The sequence below is a fragment of the Flavobacteriales bacterium genome, assembly GCA_021296215.1.
Taxonomy (GTDB): domain Bacteria; phylum Bacteroidota; class Bacteroidia; order Flavobacteriales; family ECT2AJA-044; genus ECT2AJA-044.
This window is the reverse complement of the sequence record JAGWBA010000039.1, coordinates 1-21,244: the sequence shown is the minus strand read 5'-3', so window position 1 is coordinate 21,244 and position 21,244 is coordinate 1. Positions and strand designations below refer to the sequence as shown.

Genomic DNA, 21,244 nt, shown 5'->3' with positions numbered 1-21,244 from the left:
TATTACGGCTCCGCCGAAGTGAATTCGCACTATGCGCGAGTCCATTGGGTTTGACCTTTGATAGGAATTCACTTCGCGAAAGTGAAATTCACTCGGGCGAAGCCCGAATGCACCTACGCGCAAGGGTACAGTGCCACTGATCACACTTATTCCACTTCTAGCGCCCCGGGTGCTACTGATGCACCGCACCTGATTTCGGAGAAGCCAAAACCAATTATAACACTTCCTTAACCTGTACTTTCTACCTTGCGGCTACAAACTATTAGCTGATGAAACTCCCATTGATCGCCTTGGCCTTTGGGGCCATTGCCGTAGCGTGTACGCCACAAAACTCCGAGACTTCCGCATCGGGCCGCGAGGCCCAGAAAAATGAGACCGAAAATGCCCTCATGCGCGACGATACCTTCAGGATTCCGGCGTCGCACCACAACTTGAGTTGGGACGATCAGAATAGGCTGGTAGCCACCGTAGACGGAAAGCGGTTCGTAGAGACCGAACGACCGCCCTTTCACGTGATGTCGGAGTTTCGCGGAGCCTTTCGCGGGGCCGAAGATGGGCTGAGCTTCAATTTCGGAGCCGATTTCGATGGAACGCTGTACTTCGGCTTTATTCCGTTCGACGACTACAAACATCCACAGCCGGTATTCTTTAAGCGTCCGGCCGAGATCGAAGGCGGTAAAGGCCTCATCGATATCGATCAACTCCGCGGCAAGTACGACATGATCGGTTGGGAAGAGAGAGGCTATGGCGTGTTGGGATATCGGGTGGCCGATGCGGAGGGCACTTTGCTTTATGAGGGGCGTATCGCCTTTTCGGGAACGGGCCCCTTTGAGACCGCGGCGACCATCGTTGAAGGACCCTTTGTGCACAATGTTGGGCCCGACTCAGTTCAAATTAGTTTTAGCACGGATAGAGCCGTTGAGCCCGAAATATTCATCAGTCACGGCGAAAGTTCTTGTCCGCCCGTAAAAACCACCCTCGATCACGAAACGAGGTATGACGGACAAGAGCACCATTACCTGATCACCTTATCTGGAATCGAAGCGGATAAAGCACACGATTACCGAATTAAAATAGGAGGCTACGAGCAAAGGCACAGCTTCAAAACTGCTCCGCTCGCGGGCAGTCGAAAGCGCTTTACTTTTGCCTACTGCAGCGATTCGCGCAATGGTCAAGGTGGCGGCGAGCGCAACCTGTACGGTGCCAATGCCTATATCATGAAGAAAATGATGGCCGTGGCGACCCAGCAAGACGCGGCCTTTTTGCAGTTCAGCGGTGACCTAATTGATGGATACCTGCAAAATGGCGACGAAATGGATCTACAGTATGCGAACTGGAAGCATGCCGTGGAGCCTTTCTTACACTACATGCCGGCCTATATTTCCTTCGGCAATCACGAGTCGCTGAACCACGCGTTGGTTGCTGAGGATGGGAGTTACTTGGGCATCGACCGGATGCCTTTTGACACCGAATCGGGCGAAGTGGCCTTTACGCGCAATTTTGTGAATCCGACCGGGCTCACCGGCACGGAAGACGGTATGTCCTACGATCCGAATGAAACCCAGGTCGATTTCCCGGACTACGACGAAACCGTTTTCCACTACACGTACGATAATGTAGCCGTAGTGGTGCTGAATTCGAATTACTGGTACGCCACCAATAAAGGCATGGTTGAGGCGACGAGCGGCGGGCAGCATGCCTACATCATGGATCGGCAACTCGAATGGTTCAGAAATACGATTCGCGACCTCGAGGCCCAGAGCACGGTCGACCACATTTTCGTAACCCTTCATACGCCGTTCTTCCCGAATGGCGGGCACGTAAAGGACGATATGTGGTACCACGGAAATAACGACATGCGCACCTGGGTGGCCGGCAAGCCTCTCGAAAAAGGGATCATTGAACGGCGCGATGAGCTGCTCCAGATCATGATCAACGAAAGCACCAAAGTTCGCGCGATCTTGACCGGAGACGAGCACAACTACTGTCGAACGGAAATCGGTGCATCGACCCGCATGTACCCGGACGACTGGGAAGGACCAAAAATGGAAGTGAACCGCACCATCTGGCAAATCAATAACGGCGCCGCCGGTGCTCCTTATTACGCACAGGAAGAAACGCCTTGGTCCAACAAAACCTTGGGATTCACTACGCAAAACGCCTTGGTACTGATCGATGTAGAAGGATCATCGATCCGAGTGCGCGTGTACAACCCCGACACCCTCGAGGAGGTCGACGGATTTACCTTAAATTAGATTTTTAGGCCCTACGGGCCGATTCGCAACTTCGCGGTAACAAGAATTTAATCCCCCGGAATCATGAAAGTTACACTAGTTGGCATTCCCGTTCTAGACCAAGACAAAGCCCTGCAGTTCTATACCGAAATACTCGATTTCGACGTAAAGAAGAACCAAACGTTGGAGGGAGGCAATAAGTGGATCACACTGATATCAAAAGAAGACCCCAAAGGGCCTGAGATCCTGCTAGAGCCGTCACCAATTCACTTTGCAACTTCCAAAGCCTATCAAGATGCGCTATTCGAAGCCGGCATTCCCTACACCCAATTAGAAGTCGTGGATGTTGATGTGGAATACGATCGACCGGTGAATCCGGGGGTAGAGTTCAGCGTAAAGCCTACGGTGTACGAAACCACTAAGTATGCGATCTTCAACGATACTTGTGGCAACTATATTCAGATCGTTGAGCCGATGTGAGCCGGGTCTTCGGCGATCGGAACTCTATCAGAAGTCGATGATCACTCCAACGGTGGGCAAGACCGTTCCCGTTGAGTTCTCCAGTTGCTTCAAGAGATAGCGGTTGGGATCGTTCGGATCGGTGATCGGGTCTCCATTCGAATCTTTCACTGTATCGACGAAGGGCTGTTGCTCCAACGTGAATCCGAGAACATTCTCGACATCGAAATAGAGGTTCAGGTTCCAGCGGTCGAAGAACCATTTTTTATCGATCCGCACGTCGAGCTGATTGTAGGCTCCGTTACGCAAGGTGTTGATGCGGTCGTAATCAGGCACTCCGGAACCCGTGACATCCCACACCTCTTTTAAAGTTGTAGTTTGCAAGTCGCAGGGCGTGTAGGGCGCGCCTCCCAAGAATCGCCAGCGGAATCCCGCTTCCAGGTTCTTTCCCCATTTTTTTCCTCCCGTCAATGAAACAAGGTGTCGGTTATCCCAGCTCGACGGCACAAAGTCCGTTCCTCCGTTGGTGAACTCGCTCTTCACAAAAGTGTAACTGACGATTCCGTAGAATCCTTTGAAGAGCTTTTGCTGGTACAATACTTCAATTCCATAGGAGCGACCGTCGGAGGCCGGAATGGCGGGCTCGTTCCCGATGACCCCGAAATCACTTCCCAAGTTCGCGAGTGAGAGACTATCATTGATCAACAAGGGGTAATTGTCATAGGTCTTATAAAATCCTTCGATGCTCACTTTGGAATTGAACGGAAGCAAGTAGCTGAATCCAGCCACGAGGTGGTTGCTTTGAACGTATCCGATGCCGTTGTCGCGATTCACGAGTACATCGTTATTGTCGCGGTAACCCAATACGGTGTACGCCGGCAACTGGTAGTAGATCCCCGTATTGAAGTTGAAACTCAATGCGTCGTTAATACCGTAGCTCAGGCTCAAGCGAGGTGAGAATTGACTCAACGGGTTGGACGTCTCGTAGTTATAATCCGACCCATCGAGGCGGAATCCGGCCGAAACGGTCAATCGCGGAAGCGGATCAAAGCTGTAATTCCCGAATGCACCATACTTCCACAGATCGAGCTGTGAGTCAAAGTCGACAACGATCGGTTGACCTCCGGCCACCGTTCTGTTGAACGTGTTGTTCTTGTATCGGGCGTGCTCAAGGTTGACACCGTAAGCGATGCGTTGATTATTGTACCGCGAAATGTTTTCGTAGCGAAACTTGTTTTCGATCTCTTGTGATTCGTAATCGAGAATGAGATTCGAAGGGTCTGAGTTGTCGTTTTTCTCGTATTTCTCAGCGGTGTTGTTCAAGTGGAATCGACTCAGCACGATGTTCTGGTACCCGTTTTCCCCATACATGGTATACTTGACCCCGGTCGAGTAATTCCATTGCTCATTAACGGGAAGGTTGTTGAGAATATACTGCTGAGACTCCGTTTCGTTCGCCTCGAGGTTCAAGGCAAAATCATCAATGGCGCCGATCCCGAGTAAGGTAAGTTCATTACCGTTCTCGAACTTGTGTTTGACCTTCAGAGTGAAATCGTTGTACGTAGGCAAAAAAGGCAGCTCGAGAGCGCTGAACAAAAACTGCAAGTACGAGCGACGCACCGAAACGATCATTCCCGTTCTATCGCCCAATGGCCCTTCTGCTGTTAATCCGATATCGCTGGCACCTATTTGGCCTTTGAATCCCCAGCCTTCCATTCGAGGATCCTTAAATCGCAGGTCCATCACCGAACTCAAGGCGTATCCGCGGTTAACCGGAAAGGCACCGGTGTAGAAGTCGACTCCTTCCAGGAAGTTTACGTTGACGATCCCAACCGGACCGCCACCGCCTCCCTGGGTACTGAAGTGGTTGATCGACGGGATCTCAATTCCGTCGAGGTAAAATCTATTTTCGTTTGGCGCACCACCGCGCACGATCAAATCGTTCCGAAAGCTCACCGTAGAGGCAACGCCCGGCAAGTTTTGGATCACCCGAGAAATATCTTGGTTTCCTCCTGGACTGCGACGAATTTCATTTACTCCGAGGTTTTGGACACTGACCGGGCTTTCGGCGTCTTTTTCGAACGGATTGGCCACCACCTCGACTTCCTGTAACTGTTGTGCATCTTCTTCGAGCTTGATGGTCACTTGGGCAGGCGCCGCCTGAGAAGCTTGGATCTCGGGCACTAATCGCGTTCTATACCCGATAAAACTCACCTCGAGGTTGTAGAGTCCGGCCGTAACGCGGAGCTCAAAATTCCCGTCGATATCTGTAGTGGTACCGAATTCGGTTCCCTGAGCCACGACATTGGCGAAGGGCAGGGGGTCGTTGTTCTTTGCATCGACCACGCGGCCGCGGATAATGGCTTCTTGAGCGAAGGTAACCACGGTAAGCAGGACCAAGGCGAGGGTAGAGAATACTTTCATCCAAAAAAACTTTTGCCGAGACTAACGCTGTACCCTCGGCAAAGTTTGTAAGAGTTATGTTAACGGCCTACGGCCCGATTTGTTACACCTCGTGCAAGGCCAAAAATGGTACCGTGGTGTGGTACGCGAACTTGCTCGTTTGGCTTTGGTGGAACAATCGTTCGATGAACCCGTACTTGCGTTTTATCATCACCACCATATCGGCGTTCTTGGCTTCGACGAAGTTGTGGATCCCGGTTTCGATGTCCTGTTCGGGCTCGATGTGATAGCTGTGAGGGATATCGCAAAAGGCATCTTCGATGACTTGGCGGTTTATTCCGCTCATGTCGTCTTTCTTTTGGAAGTGAAGGATCATCACCTCTGCCTTGATCAATCGCGAGATCTCACAAAGGAAAGCGAGGCGGTCTTTATCGCTCGGTTTTTGGAAGTCGGCTGCGTAAACGATCTTGGTAATGGCCTTGACCGAGGACTTTTCGGGAATGGCTAATACGGGTACATCGGAATTGCTAAGTACCGTAGTGGTGTTGGATCCGATAAGCACTTCTTGCAAGCCACTCGCCCCTTTGGTACCCATTACGATCAAGTCTGCCTCGTATTTCTTAGCGGCATTCTTAATGGCGCGTATGGTGTTGTTCAAAGAGCTGCGTGTGTTGACCTCGACATCGGGATACTTTTCAGCGATCTCTTTTTTTAGGCTTTCAAGCTGTTCTTCGGAATTCTTACGCATGATATCGATCAGCGAGGTGGTCATGACCGTATCGGAATAGGGCAACTCGTAAGAGTTGAGCAAGACGACACGGCCGTTGGCACGTGACGCCAAGTCCATCGCAAAGGTCATTGCGGTGCGTGAATATTCGGAAAAATCCGTCGGAAAAAGAATGGTCTTGAGGCCCATGATTTCTGTCAATTTGTATAGTGATAAAGGTAATCACAAATTAACGAAATCCATATGAGGCCTGTCATTTCACAGAAATTTAATGACAGCCCTCATCGTGCCCAACAGAGCTTTGTTCGGTATGTAGTTCAAGAGCTTTATCGGGCGGGCTCACATATTTGATTCCCAAGCCCATACCGCGGAGAATGAAAAGCGCCCCTATGATCACCACCACAACCGGAATGATTTTTTGGAGGCGTTGTCGCATCGAAACCTGCAGAACGTTTCCGGCGAACATGGCTATGAACATCATCGGAATGGTGCCAAAGCCGAAGAGGGCCATATAAGCAGCACCCCCAATTCCGCTCCCCACGCCAATAGCTCCGACCAAGGCCACATACACCAATCCACATGGAAGCAACCCGTTGAGCATACCGAAAATGAAGCGATTCTGCGGCTGATCCATACGCATTATTCGGCCCAACGCCGACTTGAGCGGGGTGGTCCAAGCCAACCATAGGCCCGTTAAGGGCCTTGAAAAAAAGTTAGAGGCGCGCGGAAAAACGACCAGGGCGATCATGGCGATACCGACCCCAATCGAAATGTACTGCTGAATACCCGCCAATTTAAGCCCTTGCCCCAGCCGGCCGAAAAGCATTCCGAGTAGTGCATACGTGGCCACGCGACCGAGTTGATAGAACAGGTTCGAGAGTACGGCGTGGAGTGGTCGACTGCGATCGACCGGCAGCGATAGGGCTATGGGTCCGCACATGCCCAGGCAGTGGAAACTTCCCATGATGCCCAGGGCAAAACCGGTGAACACCAGCTCATTCACAGTTTCAGGCGTTGCTCAAAATAGTAGGCGACTCCATTTGCTGTTCCGTCGACCTGTACTTCCCATTTACCGGTAACGAGGTTTTCGGCCTGAATCAAGAACTGGTGATCGCGAAGGCCTTCGAAGGTGAATTCGCGATCGAGCTTTTCGTCGGAAGGGCGATAGAGCTTCACCGTTCCGGTGAAATGTTCGGCGTCTAAGTCGGCCGGAAACTCAATAATAAGACCAGCCTCAGTGTTTTTCCAGGAGAAATGCCCCTGCAGTGCTTTTGCATTGGCCTCCTTATCTATTTGTTCTTGATAGGCGATCTCATCGGCGTAATAATCCTGCGCCACTAAATCCACTTTGGTATTCACGCTTTTCACCACCATGATCACGATCATGGTCATGAAAAGTCCCAAAACAACAACGATATTCCAGCCCCAATTCCATTTCATTCTTTTAGCCTTTGGCTATTTGCCGTTGGCCATTGGCAAAAGCTCCTGCGAGCTAGTGGCTAATGGCTAACAGCTATTTTACCGGTCCATTAAAGTTCGTCTTGAACGTTTCGATGAGCTCGTCGCCACTGTACACACCGATCTTGATCTTGGTGGTTTGGCTTTCGAGGTCGTCCCGTTCGATATATACGAACATGGTCCCTTCAATATATTCTCCGACCGGCAATACGCGGTCCTGCATACCGATCAGCATCACCTCTCCTCCTTCGGGTTCAAGGAGTTCGACCCGAACGGGGATCTCTTCATGTGATTTGTTGATCAGTTTAAAGTTATACAAGTTACTGATTCGTCCGTCGTCCTCTGCGCGATACAACATTCCGGGTACACGCAAGAAGGTCGCTTCGAGGTCGGACCGCGACAGCAAGAATCCGGTCGTGATCGTCACCATGAGTACCAGTACAGCAGTATAGGCGATACGCCGCGTATTCATCTTTGGCTTGGTCCCTTTTACGATGTTCTCCTCTGAAGCATAGCGGATCAGTCCTTTCGGAAGCTCAACCCGTTCCATGATGGAGTCACATGCATCGATACACGCCGTACAGTTCACACATTCGAGCTGAGTGCCATTGCGAATATCGATCCCGGTTGGGCAAACATCAACGCAGGCACCACAGTCGATACAATCTCCTTTTCCCGCCGCGAGGCGGTCCTCGTTTTTCCGCCACTTGGCCCGGCCGTTTTCGCGCTCACCGCGTTTATGGTCATAGGCGACCACGATGGAGTTGCGGTCGAGCATGACGCCTTGCAAGCGTCCGTACGGGCAAACCACGATGCACACCTGCTCGCGCAACCGGCTAAAGACAAAATAGAATACCGTGGTGAATATGATGAGGGCGACAAAAGTCCCCAGGTTGGCGATAGGTCCTTCTTCGACGAGCAAGAGCAGCTCATCGGTCGAGATCAAATAGGCCAAAAAGGTATTGGCGATCGCGAAGCTGGTGATCCAAAAGATGGTATGTTTAAGTGCTCGTTTCCGCAGCTTCTCGTGGTCGTTCCATTTTTTCTTGGCCAAGCGCATTTGTTGGCCGCGGTCGCCATCTATCCGGAATTCGATCTTCCGGAACACCATTTCCATAAAGATCGTCTGCGGGCAAATCCACCCGCAAAAAATGCGCCCATAAACCACGGTAAACAGTACAATGAAGATCACCCCGGTAATCATGGCCAAAAAGAACAAGTGAAAATCTTGTGGCCAAAAAACGATGCCGAACAAAATGAATTTGCGTTCGAGCACATTGAACAGCATGAACGGCTCTCCATTCACGCGCAGCCAGGGAGCCCCAAAAAGGAAGGCCAGCAACAATATGCTGACCCACGTTCGGGCATTGTAAAAGCGCCCGCTTGGCTTTTTCGGAAAAATCCAGTTTCACTTACCCTCTTCGTTTATGGTTCCGATATGGTCGCGGAACTCCTCCGTATCATAGATTTCTTCCGACATGGTTACTCGTCTTTTTTTGGCGTAGAGCTACCTCCGCAGCCACAGTATCTTGTTCACTGCCTGCGGCAGGATTCGCAACACTGTCGGCAGGGGCGGCCTCTTCTGCTTCGGGTACGTACAATTCTCCTTCAGGAGCCTTACCACCTTCCACATTATTGCCGCGCAAGCTCATTACGTACGACGCTACTTGCTGCATCTCTTCGGCACTCAATTGCGTTTGCCACGGGATCATCCCTTTTTCGATAACACCGTATTTGATGATAGAGAAGATCTCTTGGATCGATCCGCCGTGGATGTAGTAATCATCGGTCAGGTTCGGACCAACACTTCCTCCTCCACTCGCCAAGTGACATTGGGTGCAATTGATATTATAGATCTTGGCACCGGCTTCCAAAGCCGAAGCATCGGCCAAGAAAGTGACGTTAGATTCGTCGATCAAACTTGGAGTGCTCTTTTTCCACTCCTCGATCGCCGCCTCAGCGTCGGCCAATTCCGTTTGGTACTCTTCCATTGGGAGTGGCGAAGTTTTGAAAACGTGGTAGTTCAATAGGTAAACAACCGCGAAAACGATGGAGATATAAAATCCCCATACCCACCATGGTGGCAAGTTGTTGTCGAGCTCGCGAATTCCATCGTAATTGTGGTTCAGCATCACGGTGTGCTCCTTCTCTACCGGAGTAGAGTCGGTCATGCGCTTCATGAGCTTGGTCCAGGCCGTCTCGCGCTTAGCACTTTCGGTTTCGGGATGCTGCATTCTGACGATGGTCGATATCGCATTGAGCAATACCAATATGGTGACTAGCAGTATGAATACCGCGAAGATCAGGATCATCGCGATCGGATCGTTGAGTAATTCTGCGTAATTATTCATGGCTCGTAGGTTTGGATTCGTTGAGGTCTAAGGGCAAATTGCTCATGTGCTTCACGTGGTCCTTTTTCTCGCGCAGGGCGTAGATCGTCCAGCCGAGAAAGAAAAGGAAGAACAAGGCCAAGGAGATCAACGGAAAGATCTCGATACTGTCCATGGAAGCCATATGTCCCTTTATGAATTTCAACATGGCTTCTTATGGTTTAAGTTGTGATACTTCATTCTTCCTGGTCGGATCCTCAGGTCCGAGCCATACATTGTCGCTACCCTTGATATCTGTTCCCAGACGCTGCAAGTAGGCGATCAAGGCGATGATCTCGCGGTCGGCAGTGATTTCGATGTTCGGATTCTCATTCAACTTGTCCGCGATTTCCTGGGCCTGCATTTCGAGGTAGCCCACCGAGTTGGTTCTGTACTCATCGCTGTACGGAACTCTAAGCGTTTGCATGGCCTTGATCTTACCAGCGGTATTCTTGGTGCTGAGCGATTTCTCGAACAGCCAAGGATAAGGTGGCATCAAGGATCCCGGTGACATGCTCCGTGGGTTCAACATGTGGTTGTAATGCCAGCTGTGTGGGTATTTACCCCCTTCGCGGTGCAAGTCCGGTCCGGTCCGTTTAGACCCCCACAAGAATGGACGATCGTAGACGAACTCACCGGCTTTACTATACTCGCCATAGCGCTCGGTTTCGGAGCGGAACGGACGCACCATTTGTGAGTGACACGCATTACATCCCTCTCTGATGTAGAGGTCGCGACCCTCGAGCTCCAAGGCCGTATAGGGCTTCACGGATTCGATGGTCGGGATGTTTTCTTTAATCATGATCGTCGGTACGATCTCTATGATTCCTCCGATAAGGATCACGATGATACTGAGGATCATGAATTGAACGGGGCGACGCTCCAAAGCGTGGTGCCAGTACTCGCCGCGTTTCTTCTTGTATGTTGGGGCCAAAGGAGCCGCTTCAGCTTCTTCGTCGGCCACCAAGGTTCCGGTGTTGACCGTTTTAATGATGTTCCAAGCGATCATGACCATACCGGCCAGGTACAAGGTACCTCCGATCGAACGAGTGATGTACATGGGCACGAGTTGCAGAACCGTTTCGAGGAAGTTCCCGTAAACCAGGGTTCCATCGGGGTTAAAGTCTTTCCACATCAAGCTTTGGGTAAAGCCCGCCCAGTACATGGGTAGGGCCCAGAAAATGATTCCCAAGGTGGCGATCCAGAAGTGGACGTTGGCCGCTTTCATGCTATACAACTTGGTGTTGAACATTCGAGGCATCATCCAGTAGAGGATACCGAAGATCATCATACCGTTCCAGCCGAGCGTACCGATATGTACGTGTGCCGGAATCCAGTCTGTATAGTGCGCCAGTGCGTTAACGTTCTTCAACGAAAGCATTGGACCTTCGAAGGTGCTCATACCATATGCGGTAATGGCCACCACGAAGAACTTAAGGATCACGTCTTCCCGAACGCGGTCCCAAGCTCCGCGAAGGGTCAACAACCCGTTGATCATACCACCTCAAGATGGAGCGATAAGCATAATACTGAATACCGTACCCAGACTTTGCGCCCAATCGGGCAGGGCGGTGTAGAGCAAATGGTGAGGTCCGGCCCAGATATAAATGAAGATCAAGGCCCAGAAGTGGATGATCGACAGGCGATAGCTATATACCGGACGGTTGGCCGCCTTCGGTACAAAGTAATACATAAGCCCAAGTACCGGAGTGGTCAAGAAGAACGCTACCGCGTTGTGTCCATACCACCATTGTACCAATGCGTCCTGAACACCGGCATAGGCCGAATAAGACTTCAAGAACGTAACGGGCAGCTCGAGGTTATTGAAGATGTGCAATACCGCAACCGTAACAAACGTGGCGATGTAGAACCAAATGGCCACATACAAGTGGCGTTCGCGACGCTTCAGAATGGTAGCGAACATGTTCCAACCAAAAATGACCCAAACCACCGCAATAGCGATGTCGATGGGCCATTCCAATTCTGCATATTCTTTACTCGAGGTGATACCCAACGGCAAGGTCAACGCCGCTGCAACAATGATGAGCTGCCAACCCCAGAAGTGGATCTTGGTCAAAACATCGGAGTACATACGCGCTTTCAACAAACGCTGCAGCGAATAGTACACCCCGGCAAAGATGGCGTTACCAACGAATGCGAAGATCACCGCATTGGTATGCAGTGGACGCAAACGGCCGAAAGTGAGCCAAGGGAGGTCAAAAGAAAGGGCGGGCACGTACAGCTGAACGGCGATCAGCACCCCGACCAACATACCCACGACTCCCCAAAGCAGGGTGGCGTAGGCGAAGTTGCGAACCGACTTATTGTCGTAATAAAACTTCTCGAGTTCCATAGGTTACGGTTTGGATTGTGATTTCTTGGGTTTATCGAACAGCATCCGAACGGATGGTGTGTAGTCGTCGTCGTACTGACCACTCTTGACCGACCATATAAAGGCACCGAGGAAGATCAGAGCAACGGAGAGGCTTACAATGATCAGGATAAAGAGGACAGACATAGACTATTTGGTTTACAGATGCGAATGTAGGGCGAGCACTAGGGCACTATTATGACATGCGTCAGAGAAAAAGATGACTTTTGTCAGGTTTCCCCGACCACGTGCCGTTGGGCTTGGCTGTTGGCTGTAGCAAACTAAAAACTCAACACTAAGAATTAAGAACTCCGTTTAGCTGCCATATTCGTTCCGACCGTGGTAAAAAATACGACTGATATACTGCTCAATGGCATTAGGATAGCCGCAACGATCGGACTCAATTGTCCGTTTACGGCGAAATATATGCCGACCAAATTATAGGCAAAGCTCAGCGCGAAACTGGCGTAGATCACTCGGGCCGTTTTACGTGCCCATTTGAGGTATTCCGGTAACTGCTCCAGTCTTTCTGCGGCCAGAATCCCGTCGCACGAAGGAGAAAAAGTATTGATGTTCTCGCTTAGACTAATCCCCACATCGCTTTGCTGAAGCGCACCGGCGTCATTTAGCCCATCGCCGATCATAAGTACGCGCTCTCCCGAATGCTGATGTGACCTTATGTACTCAAGTTTATCGGTCGGACTCTGATTAAAATGAAGGGGGACCTGCGGTCCGAATAATGCCTTGAGCGTCGCTGCTTCACCCGAGCGGTCTCCGGACAGAAGGTGTAAACTGTATTTCGACTGTAGCTTTTGAATGACTTGGGCCACACCGGGGCGGTATTGATTTCGAATGAGAAAATATCCCAACAAGTGCTCGTCTTCCCGAACGTATACCCGGGTTTGATCTGAGCTACCTGCCACTTCCGCTCCTACAAAAGAGGCATTACCCAGCAAATACCGGTGCGAGCCAATTTGACCGCGTATTCCCTTGCCTGGAATTTCCTCGAAATCGGCGACCACCTCACCCGTCCTTCTATCCAGCGCATCGTAGATCAATCGGCTCAAGGGGTGGTTGCTCTGTTTGAACAAGGCCGCCATGGATGCTTCTTGTACATCCGCCAAAGTATCGCCTATAAATTCGAGTTGATTGTGCTTGGTTTCGGTGAGCGTACCCGTTTTATCGAAAACAAGTGCGGTCAAGGTTGCAAGCCGTTCAATGACCTCTGCACTTTTTAAGTAGAAGCCCTTGCGCCCCATGAGGCGCAGCATATTCCCCAGTGCAAAGGGGGCCGACAACGCCAACGCGCACGGACAGGCAACGATCAAAACAGCGGTGAATACCTGCCAGGCCAATCGCTGATCAACGCCCCACCAATAATAAGTTGCAACCCCAGAAATGAGCAGCACAACGGCTGTGAACCAAGCACTGATACTGTTGGTCAGGGATTTGAATCGACCTTCCTTCGACTTACTGAAGATGTCGTTATTCCACAATTCGGTTAAATAACTTTGAGACACGGGCTTTTCGATGGTGAGTTCGATCACCCCTCCCTTTTGGGCACCACCGGCATAGATACGGTCGCCGGTTTCGTAACTTACTGGATCCGATTCACCCGTAACGAAGCTATTATCGATGAGCGCTGCACCTCTAATGAGTCGGCTATCGGCCGGAACCATTTCTCCGCTTCGAATCAAGATTCGGTCGCCGACTTCTAGTTCGTTTATGGCCACCGAAGTTTCCACTCCTCCCCTGACTCGAGTTACGGCCACGGGAAAATACGATCGGTAATCGCGCTCGAAACTGAGATGCTCATAGGTCTTAGCCTGGAATACCCTGCCCAACAGCAGAAAGAACACCAATCCGGTCAGCGAGTCGAAGTATCCGGCCGCGAGGCCGCTAACCACTTCATACGAAGACCGAATAACCAATACCGTGATCCCCAAGGCAATCGGAACGTCGATGTTCACGTACTTTTGGCGAAGTCCAGACCACGCGCTACGGTAGTAATCGCGGGCACTGAAAAGCACTACGGGGATGGAAAGGGCCATCATGAGGTAGCGGAAAAAGGGTGCATAGCGCGCCAACCAATAATCGGTACCAAGGTATTCCGGAAGGGCCAGAAGCATGACGTTCCCGAATGCAAATGCCGCAACTCCAAGTTGAAAGATCAGGGTGCGGTTTTCGCGCTTGTCGGTGCGGTCGAGATCACTCAGGTTGATATTGGGCGGATACCCCAAGGTGGCTAACAATTCCGCCACGCGCGAAAGGGTCGTTTCTTCGGGTTTATAGGTAATACGTATCTCCTTTTTAGGGAAATTCACCTCGGAATGAATGATTCCGGGGGCCAAACGATCCATGTGCTCGAGCAGCCAAATGCAGGAGCTGCAGTGGATCGCCGGAAGGTATAATCGGACCACAGCCGTTTTACCGTCCGTAAATTCGAGCAGCTTGTCCTGGATCGATTCCTGCTCCAGGTATTCGTATGCCCCTTTGAACGCACCCTTTGGGGCGATACCGCTCAACTCTTCGAGATCGTAGTAATCGCACAGGTCGTTCTCTTGCAGCAGCTCATAAACGGTTTGGCAACCGCGACAGCAAAAGTGCAAGTCACCGTTGACAACCTCATCCTCCCGACAGGGAGCACCACAATGGACACATTGTATGTCGTTCACCACCTCTTTTGGCATGGTACAAACCTCCTAACAATTGTCAATGGAACATATGATATTGATCAGCTTTTGCTTTGGGATTGTATTATCTCCTTGTATATTTGATCATCACATTTCGTATGGAACATTTCGATTGCCATAGTTGTCCGAGCCGCATCGACTCGCCCTTCCACGAACTCTCAGAGGAAGAATTGGACAAGGTGGAGAACATCAAGTCCTGCACTTTTTTCAAGAAAGGTCAGATAATCTTTCACGAGGGAAATCGTCCGGGGGGTATCTATTGCCTGCGGAAAGGAAAGGTAAAGCTGAGTCGATTGGGTACGGATGGCAAGGAGCAGATTATTCGCTTTGCCAAGGATGGCGATATCGTTGGATACCGGAGCATCTTAAGTGGCGAAAACCTGTCGGCCACGGTGACTACTTTAGAAGATACTGCTGCGTGTTTCGTGCCAAAGAAACTTTTATTCGAAAGCATTGAGAGCAACCCGAAGTTTTCGCTTCGCATCATGAAGGAGATGTCGCGCGAATTGGGTGAGGCCGGAAAACTCATTACGAATCTGGCTCAAAAATCGGTACGCGAGCGATTGGCGGAAGTTCTATTGGTATTGAAGCTCACTTTCGGCGAAACAGAAGAGGGATTAGTGGACATTTCGCTTACTCGAGAAGAGCTTGCCAACGTGGTCGGAACGGCCACGGAGAGTGTGATTCGGCTGCTTAGCGAATTCAAAGAAGACGAGTTAATTGAGCTCAAGGGGCGTAAACTGCGCATCCTAAACGAAACCGAATTATCACGCATCGGAAAGGTCTTCGATTAACCTTCGCGGTAAGACTAATATCATTTTTATCCCTGACAAATGTCATTTAACCCGGTGAACGGGTGTTCTACATTTGATTTCGAACCTGGGGTATATCCCGATGGCACTGAACGAATGGAAGAATATGACGAATTTTCTCGAGGTCTTTAAATGGGCCGACGAAGAAGTTTATCGTTTTTGCGCCGAGTTGGGGCAAGAATTGATCCTAGAAGAAGACGACATGCTTTTCCATAAGGACGACGATGTCCGCGGCTTCTATCTCATTTGGTCGGGTCATCTGAAAACGGTGGTACCCGGGCCCCGGTGCGACACTATTTCGGGCATCCACATTCCAGGTGCCGTATTGGGTCTGTCGGATCTATTGGGATCGGGCAGCCATTCTCGACAGGCACAAGCCTTGAGCTCGGTCAAGGCCATCATCATTTACAAAAGTGAATTCCTCGCGTCCCTCACGACCAACCCCAACATAAGCTATGCGCTCATGCGGCAAATGGATAAAGAGCTTTCGGAACTCGAAAAACGAGCGACGAATCTTATTCAGCAGCCCAGCGCTCAGCGCTTGGCCGGATCGCTGATCACGCTGAGTAAGAAATTCGGCACGGATACCGATGGTCGTTTGAGCGTGAGGTTTACCCCGCGCGACTTGGCCAACCTAATTTGCACTACGCGAACGACCATTTATCGACTCCTACGTCAATTCGAAGAAGAAGGACTGATCGGCGTCGATGATTCTGGGATCAAACTCCTGCGTCGCGACGGACTCGCCAAGCGTTCGGGCCTTTCCGCCTAAAGAAAATCAGTATAAGTAGTCATTGTATGGATACCGCTGCGAGTGGATATCCTTTACGCGTTCGTACAGTCGCTCGCGTAGTGTATCGATATTCGACCTCTCGGTAGCAGAGATGAATAAAGACTCAACATCTTGGCGTGCCATCCAGGTTCGCCGCCAATCGTCCAACGACCGGTTCTCCTTGGTCTTGGGTGTTAGGTTATCTTCATCCTTTTCGATGTATTCGTAGGCGTCGATCTTGTTGAATACCATGATCGTTGGCTTGTCGTGGGATTCGATCTCCGAAATGATCTGATTGACGGAATCGATGTGCTCCTCAAAATTCGGATGGCTGATATCGACCACGTGAACCAACAAATCGGCCTCACGCACTTCGTCGAGTGTACTCTTGAACGACTCTACGAGTTGAGTTGGCAACTTCCGTATGAATCCGACCGTATCGCTCAACAAAAACGGAAGGTTTCCGATCACCACCTTTCGCACGGTCGTGTCCAAGGTCGCAAAGAGCTTGTTCTCGGCGAAAACATCCGATTTCGACATCAAATTCATCAGGGTGGATTTTCCCACGTTCGTGTAGCCGATCAAGGCCACACGCACTAAGGCACCACGGTTCTTCCGCTGAGTGGCCATTTGCTTATCGACCTTCTCGAGTTTTTTCTTGAGCAGGGCGATCTTGTCGCGCACGATACGGCGGTCGGTCTCGATCTCAGTCTCCCCCGGCCCACGGAGCCCGATTCCCCCACGCTGACGCTCCAAGTGAGTCCACATGCGCGTTAGTCGAGGCAACAGATATTCGTACTGAGCCAATTCAACCTGTGTACGCGCATAGCTCGTTTGTGCTCGCGAGGCAAAAATGTCGAGAATGAGGTTGGTTCGATCGAGTACACCGCAATCGAGGAATTTTTCAATATTTCGCAACTGCGATGGACTGAGTTCGTTGTCAAAAATGGCCAGATCGACCTGATTCTTTTTGATGTACTCCTTGACTTCGGCCAGCTTTCCGGATTCGATAAAGGTCTTCGGATTCGGCACATCCACCTTCTGGGTGAATCGCTTCAAAGCTTCCGCTTCGGCCGTATGGGTTAGGAACTCCAGCTCGTCGAGGTACTCCTTCACCTTCTCTTCGTCCTGCTCAAAATTGATGATTCCGATGAGTACGGCCGTACTCGCTCCTTCGATCTTTCTTCCGGTTTCTATCATTGCAATAAACTCCACTGATTCCACGGAATGCGGACCAGCACGAGCAACAGGGCAACACCATATCCGATGAGCATCGCGCGATACTGTTTTTTCGCATCCGTCATCTTCTTCGTTCGGCTCCGCACCATGGTGATCATGATTACGGCAAAGATCATGATCGTAATATGTTCCACGCCTTTCAAGCGCAGCACCGAATCACCCATGATCGTGCCCATATCCCAATGCATGGCACTCATGAAGCTGAACCACAAATACAATCCGATCACCAGCTGCAAGTGAGCAAAAATGAGCGTCAACAGCGTTATGCGCTTATCAATGGCACCAAAAACCTCCTGTCGGCCCCCCATGAATCCGCGGATAACCCCGAAAACGAGAAACAATAAGACCAAAACGGCGAGGGTCGAGTGTAAATGAAGCATTCCGGTATGCATTGTGATCGAGTTTTAAATCGGCCCGCAGGGCCATGTTTTTTTGCGCCTACGGCGCGATGCAAATCTACGACGTTAAGCCGACATGAGTCCCCGGGCGATCAAGTAAGGGATCAACAGGTACAGAATACTGTCGCGGATCAAATAAAAGAGAATAATTCCGACAATGAGTTTCCAGCCGCCCTTTTTGACCACGGCACGCCAGCCTTCCTCGCGATAGAGTTTCGTGTAAGGCCTTAAAAAAGGCGGTGTTATTTTATCGCGCCAACTGCTCATGTGCTTAGATCGGGCCAGGTTTTGTGGGCAAATTCAATAAGGCCTCGGGTACTGGCATAGTGCTTCTTTACAACTGCCGGATCTTCCAATTCGGGCAAGATGTTCTTCGCCAATTGTTTTCCGAGTTCAACATCCCACTGATCGTAACTGTGGATATTCCAGATAACTCCTTGGGTAAAGATATTGTGTTCGTAAAAAGCCACAAGAGCACCGAGGTGGAAGGGCGTAAGCTCTTTGAGCACGATGCTCGAGGTCGGAATATTCCCAGGGAAGATATTGAACGGCACCAGGTCTTCGAGCTCTTGCCCCGTGAGTCCGGCCGCTGTTAACTCCTCACGGACCTCCTCCTCGTTCTTACCTTTCATCATGGCTTCGGTCTGTGCCAAGAAATTCGCCCACAACTTGCGGTGGTGGTCTTTCTCTTTATGCCCGGGTTTACCGGCCGCTATGAAGTCGCAAAAGATCAACCGGGTTCCTTGGTGGATCAGTTGAAAAAAGGCGTGTTGACCATTGGTTCCGGGTTCTCCCCAGATTACGGCTCCGGTACGATAATCGACCACTTCACCGGCTTTGTTCACCCGTTTACCATTGCTTTCCATATCGGCTTGCTGCAGATAAGGAGCCAATTTTTCGAATAGCTGGTCATAAGCAATGATGGCCTGTGTGCGAGCACCCCAGAAGTTCTGATACCACACTCCGAGTAGTGCCATGAGTACGGGGATGTTCTTCTCGAAAGGTGTGTCGCGAAAGTGTTCGTCGGCCGCTTCGGCCCCGGAAAGCAACTGCTTAAAGTTTTCGCTTCCGATGGCAATGGCCGTGCTCAGTCCAATGGAACTCCAAAGACTGTATCGTCTACCCACCCATTCCCAAAAGGGAAACATGTTTTCTTCGGCGATCCCAAAATCCACTACTCCGGCAGCGTTGGTACTCAGCGCGGCGAAGTGCTTCGGAATGTCCGATTCTTTTGCACTGTTCAGAAACCAGCGACGCGCCGTGTGGGCATTGGTCATGGTCTCCTGAGTCGTAAAGGTTTTGCCGGCAATGAGAAAGAGTGTCGTATCGGGCCGTAGGCCCCCAATCACCTCAGTAATGTCGGCTCCGTCAACATTTGCCACGTAGTGCACGTTCAGATGGTCCGGCTGAAGGTCTTTCAGCGCGCGGGTCACCATGCGGGGGTCTAAGTCGCTTCCGCCGATTCCGATATTCACGACATCGGTAATGCGCTTGCTTGTATATCCGAGCCATTCGCCGTTACGCACGCGGTCCGCGAAGGATAGAAACTCGTCTCGGACCCGGCGAACATCGTTCATGACGGAATCTCCGTCGACCTGATAATTGGTGCGCGTACTCCGCAAGGCCATGTGCATTACGGTCCGGTTTTCGGTTGCGTTGATGCGGTCTCCGGCGAAGAGCGCGGCGCGGCGTTCTTCAAGACCCATTTCGTGGGCCAGGTCAATAAGGCCGCTCAACGACTTGGAATCGATGCGGTGCTTGCTGTAATCGAAGAGCAAATCGCCGTTCCAATCGATGATAAAGCGTTTGAAACGATCCGGATCCTGAGAAAAAAGCTCGCGCATGTGGATATCGGAAAGACGAAATTTGTGCTCGCGCAGTTTTCTCCAGGCGTGGGTTTCGGTCGGATTCACGTGCGTATAAATAGCGTTCGCTAAAAATGGCCCCTGCCCTTAGGCGTTCTCGGCCACCACTTCATTCACTTGTCCCGGCAGCATTTGCTTGAGCATGTTCTCGATACCGTTCTTGAGGGTAATGGTGCTCGAAGGGCAGCCACTACAGGCACCTTGTAAAATTACGTGAACCTGACCGGCGTCGTATTTCTTGAACTTTATGTTTCCGCCATCTTGTGCCACGGCCGGCTTAACGTATTCGTCGAGGATCTCTACGATCCTCTTGTCGATCCCCTCTAGAGGCTCGATCGGCTGGGCCAACTCTGCCGCGGTAGCCGAACTCGTGGCTTCATTGACGGGAGCATTCAAGATCGGCTCTCCACTTTGGAGGAAATCGCGAATGAATTCCCGGATCTCGAGGGTCACCTCTTCCCAGTCGACGATGTCGAACTTGGTCACACTCACGTAATTTTCGGTGATGAACACCTCTTTTACGAAGGGGAAGTGGAACAGGCGCGATGCCAAAGGTGATGGCTTGGCCTCTTCGATGTTCTTGAATTCGAGGATTTGACTTCCTTCGACCAGTGGCTTATTGGCCACGAATTTAAGGACGGCCGGATTAGGAGTCATTTCCGCATAAACAGTGTATGGTAGTTTTTGATCGCTCATGATTGTTTGCTTGAGGACTACAAAAGTACGGCTAATGCGTGGCACAGCAAAAAACGCCTTAGTACCTTTAGGGTTCAATATTATCGAGATATGGCTTTGATCATTCCTGTACGCGACATCCACCCGAAATATGGCGACGCCTGTTGGTTCGCCGAGAACGCCACCATCACCGGCGAGGTCACCATGGGCAACGAATGCTCGGTTTGGTTCAACGCCGTAATACGCGGCGATGTGCACTACATAAAGATGGGCAACCGAGTCAATGTGCAAGACGGGGCAGTGATCCACGCCACGTATAAGAAATCACCGACCAACATTGGCAATAACGTGAGTATCGGACACAATGCATTGGTGCACGGATGTAGCATACACGATAATGTACTCATAGGGATGGGTGCGATCGTGATGGACGACTGCGTAGTTGAAAGCGGCAGTATCATTGCGGCCGGAGCCGTGGTATTAGAAGGCACGCACGTAAAGGCGGGCTCTATTTATGCGGGGGTTCCGGCAAAAAAAGTGAAGGACGTGAGTGAGGAGCTCGTTCGCGGGCAAATCGATCGGATCGCGGAGAGTTATGTGATGTATTCGGGGTGGTATACGTGATTTTGGTGAAGCCGAAGTCCATTGGCCCTTCGGGCGAGTTCATTCGCTTCGCGAGTCCATTTCGGTTGCGCTGAAGTCTATTCGCGCTGCGCGCGAGTATATCGGTGCTGCGCACCGAAAAATCACACCTCATGAAAAAAGGTCC

18 protein-coding genes and 2 pseudogenes are annotated in these 21,244 nt (G+C 50.9%); 5 read left to right on the top strand and 15 right to left on the bottom strand.

The window, feature by feature from the left end; translation table 11 throughout:
- Nucleotides 1–269 precede the first annotated feature (269 nt).
- Together J4F31_07670 and J4F31_07665 are read left to right on the top strand one after the other, a co-directional pair.
- The gene (locus J4F31_07670; GenBank protein ID MCE2496436.1) at nt 270–2,255 is read left to right on the top strand and encodes a hypothetical protein; all 1,986 of its coding nucleotides are present in this window, start codon (nt 270–272) and stop codon (nt 2,253–2,255) included.
- A gap of 63 nt (nt 2,256–2,318) precedes the next feature.
- Nucleotides 2,319–2,714 carry a VOC family protein gene (locus J4F31_07665; protein ID MCE2496435.1) on the top strand — a complete coding sequence of 132 codons (396 nt, stop codon included), beginning with the start codon at nt 2,319–2,321 and terminating at the stop codon, nt 2,712–2,714.
- A gap of 27 nt (nt 2,715–2,741) precedes the next feature.
- On the opposite strand, the gene J4F31_07660 is transcribed toward J4F31_07665, so the two are convergent.
- The 10 genes and pseudogenes from J4F31_07660 to J4F31_07615 all read right to left on the bottom strand — a co-directional run bounded on the left by J4F31_07660 (nt 2,742) and on the right by J4F31_07615 (nt 14,711).
- Nucleotides 2,742–5,117 carry a TonB-dependent receptor gene (locus J4F31_07660; protein MCE2496434.1) on the bottom strand — a complete coding sequence of 792 codons (2,376 nt, stop codon included), beginning with the start codon at nt 5,115–5,117 and terminating at the stop codon, nt 2,742–2,744.
- Nucleotides 5,118–5,199: 82 nt separating this feature from the next.
- On the bottom strand, nt 5,200–6,012 hold the full coding sequence (locus J4F31_07655) for a universal stress protein (protein ID MCE2496433.1): 813 nt from the start codon (nt 6,010–6,012) through the stop codon (nt 5,200–5,202).
- A 79-nt stretch (nt 6,013–6,091) separates the two neighbouring features.
- The gene (locus J4F31_07650) at nt 6,092–6,787 is read right to left on the bottom strand and encodes a sulfite exporter TauE/SafE family protein (protein ID MCE2496432.1); all 696 of its coding nucleotides are present in this window, start codon (nt 6,785–6,787) and stop codon (nt 6,092–6,094) included.
- Between the two features lie 35 nt (nt 6,788–6,822).
- Complete coding sequence (locus J4F31_07645; protein ID MCE2496431.1) at nt 6,823–7,263, bottom strand: FixH family protein; 441 nt, start codon at nt 7,261–7,263, stop codon at nt 6,823–6,825.
- A gap of 73 nt (nt 7,264–7,336) precedes the next feature.
- Nucleotides 7,337–8,761, bottom strand: a pseudogene (ccoG, locus tag J4F31_07640) (cytochrome c oxidase accessory protein CcoG).
- Nucleotides 8,742–9,632: a c-type cytochrome gene (locus J4F31_07635; protein ID MCE2496430.1), complete on the bottom strand. Its 891-nt coding sequence runs from the start codon at nt 9,630–9,632 to the stop codon at nt 8,742–8,744. Before J4F31_07635 ends, ccoG begins: the two are co-directional and overlap by 20 nt.
- Nucleotides 9,625–9,819 (bottom strand): CcoQ/FixQ family Cbb3-type cytochrome c oxidase assembly chaperone, encoded by a 195-nt coding sequence (locus tag J4F31_07630; GenBank protein MCE2496429.1) that lies wholly within the window; start codon nt 9,817–9,819, stop codon nt 9,625–9,627. The genes J4F31_07635 and J4F31_07630 overlap by 8 nt, the downstream gene beginning before the upstream one ends.
- Before the next feature lie 6 nt (nt 9,820–9,825).
- A pseudogene (ccoN, locus tag J4F31_07625) lies at nt 9,826–12,003 on the bottom strand (cytochrome-c oxidase, cbb3-type subunit I).
- Between the two features lie 3 nt (nt 12,004–12,006).
- Nucleotides 12,007–12,168, bottom strand: a complete 162-nt coding sequence (gene ccoS / locus J4F31_07620; GenBank protein ID MCE2496428.1) for a cbb3-type cytochrome oxidase assembly protein CcoS — start codon at nt 12,166–12,168, stop codon at nt 12,007–12,009.
- A gap of 155 nt (nt 12,169–12,323) precedes the next feature.
- The gene (locus tag J4F31_07615) at nt 12,324–14,711 is read right to left on the bottom strand and encodes a heavy metal translocating P-type ATPase metal-binding domain-containing protein (GenBank protein MCE2496427.1); all 2,388 of its coding nucleotides are present in this window, start codon (nt 14,709–14,711) and stop codon (nt 12,324–12,326) included.
- 83 nt (nt 14,712–14,794) lie between these two features.
- Here J4F31_07615 and J4F31_07610 point away from each other — a divergent pair, with 83 nt between their 5' ends.
- On the top strand, nt 14,795–15,508 hold the full coding sequence (locus J4F31_07610; protein ID MCE2496426.1) for a Crp/Fnr family transcriptional regulator: 714 nt from the start codon (nt 14,795–14,797) through the stop codon (nt 15,506–15,508).
- Nucleotides 15,509–15,608: 100 nt separating this feature from the next.
- Nucleotides 15,609–16,298 carry a Crp/Fnr family transcriptional regulator gene (locus J4F31_07605; GenBank protein MCE2496425.1) on the top strand — a complete coding sequence of 230 codons (690 nt, stop codon included), beginning with the start codon at nt 15,609–15,611 and terminating at the stop codon, nt 16,296–16,298.
- Nucleotides 16,299–16,304: 6 nt separating this feature from the next.
- Here J4F31_07605 and hflX read toward each other — a convergent pair whose 3' ends face one another.
- From hflX to J4F31_07580, 5 genes are all read right to left on the bottom strand, one after another.
- Nucleotides 16,305–17,498 (bottom strand): GTPase HflX, encoded by a 1,194-nt coding sequence (gene hflX / locus J4F31_07600; protein ID MCE2496424.1) that lies wholly within the window; start codon nt 17,496–17,498, stop codon nt 16,305–16,307.
- Nucleotides 17,495–17,917 (bottom strand): hypothetical protein, encoded by a 423-nt coding sequence (locus J4F31_07595; GenBank protein ID MCE2496423.1) that lies wholly within the window; start codon nt 17,915–17,917, stop codon nt 17,495–17,497. Before J4F31_07595 ends, hflX begins: the two co-directional genes overlap by 4 nt.
- 84 nt (nt 17,918–18,001) lie before the next feature.
- On the bottom strand, nt 18,002–18,202 hold the full coding sequence (locus J4F31_07590; protein ID MCE2496422.1) for a hypothetical protein: 201 nt from the start codon (nt 18,200–18,202) through the stop codon (nt 18,002–18,004).
- Nucleotides 18,199–19,860 (bottom strand): glucose-6-phosphate isomerase, encoded by a 1,662-nt coding sequence (gene pgi, locus J4F31_07585; GenBank protein MCE2496421.1) that lies wholly within the window; start codon nt 19,858–19,860, stop codon nt 18,199–18,201. Before pgi ends, J4F31_07590 begins: the two co-directional genes overlap by 4 nt.
- Nucleotides 19,861–19,887: 27 nt before the next feature.
- The gene (locus tag J4F31_07580; protein ID MCE2496420.1) at nt 19,888–20,496 is read right to left on the bottom strand and encodes a NifU family protein; all 609 of its coding nucleotides are present in this window, start codon (nt 20,494–20,496) and stop codon (nt 19,888–19,890) included.
- Nucleotides 20,497–20,586: 90 nt separating this feature from the next.
- On the opposite strand from J4F31_07580, the gene J4F31_07575 reads away from it, so the two are divergent.
- Nucleotides 20,587–21,099, top strand: a complete 513-nt coding sequence (locus tag J4F31_07575) for a gamma carbonic anhydrase family protein (protein ID MCE2496419.1) — start codon at nt 20,587–20,589, stop codon at nt 21,097–21,099.
- Nucleotides 21,100–21,244: the final 145 nt, after the last annotated feature.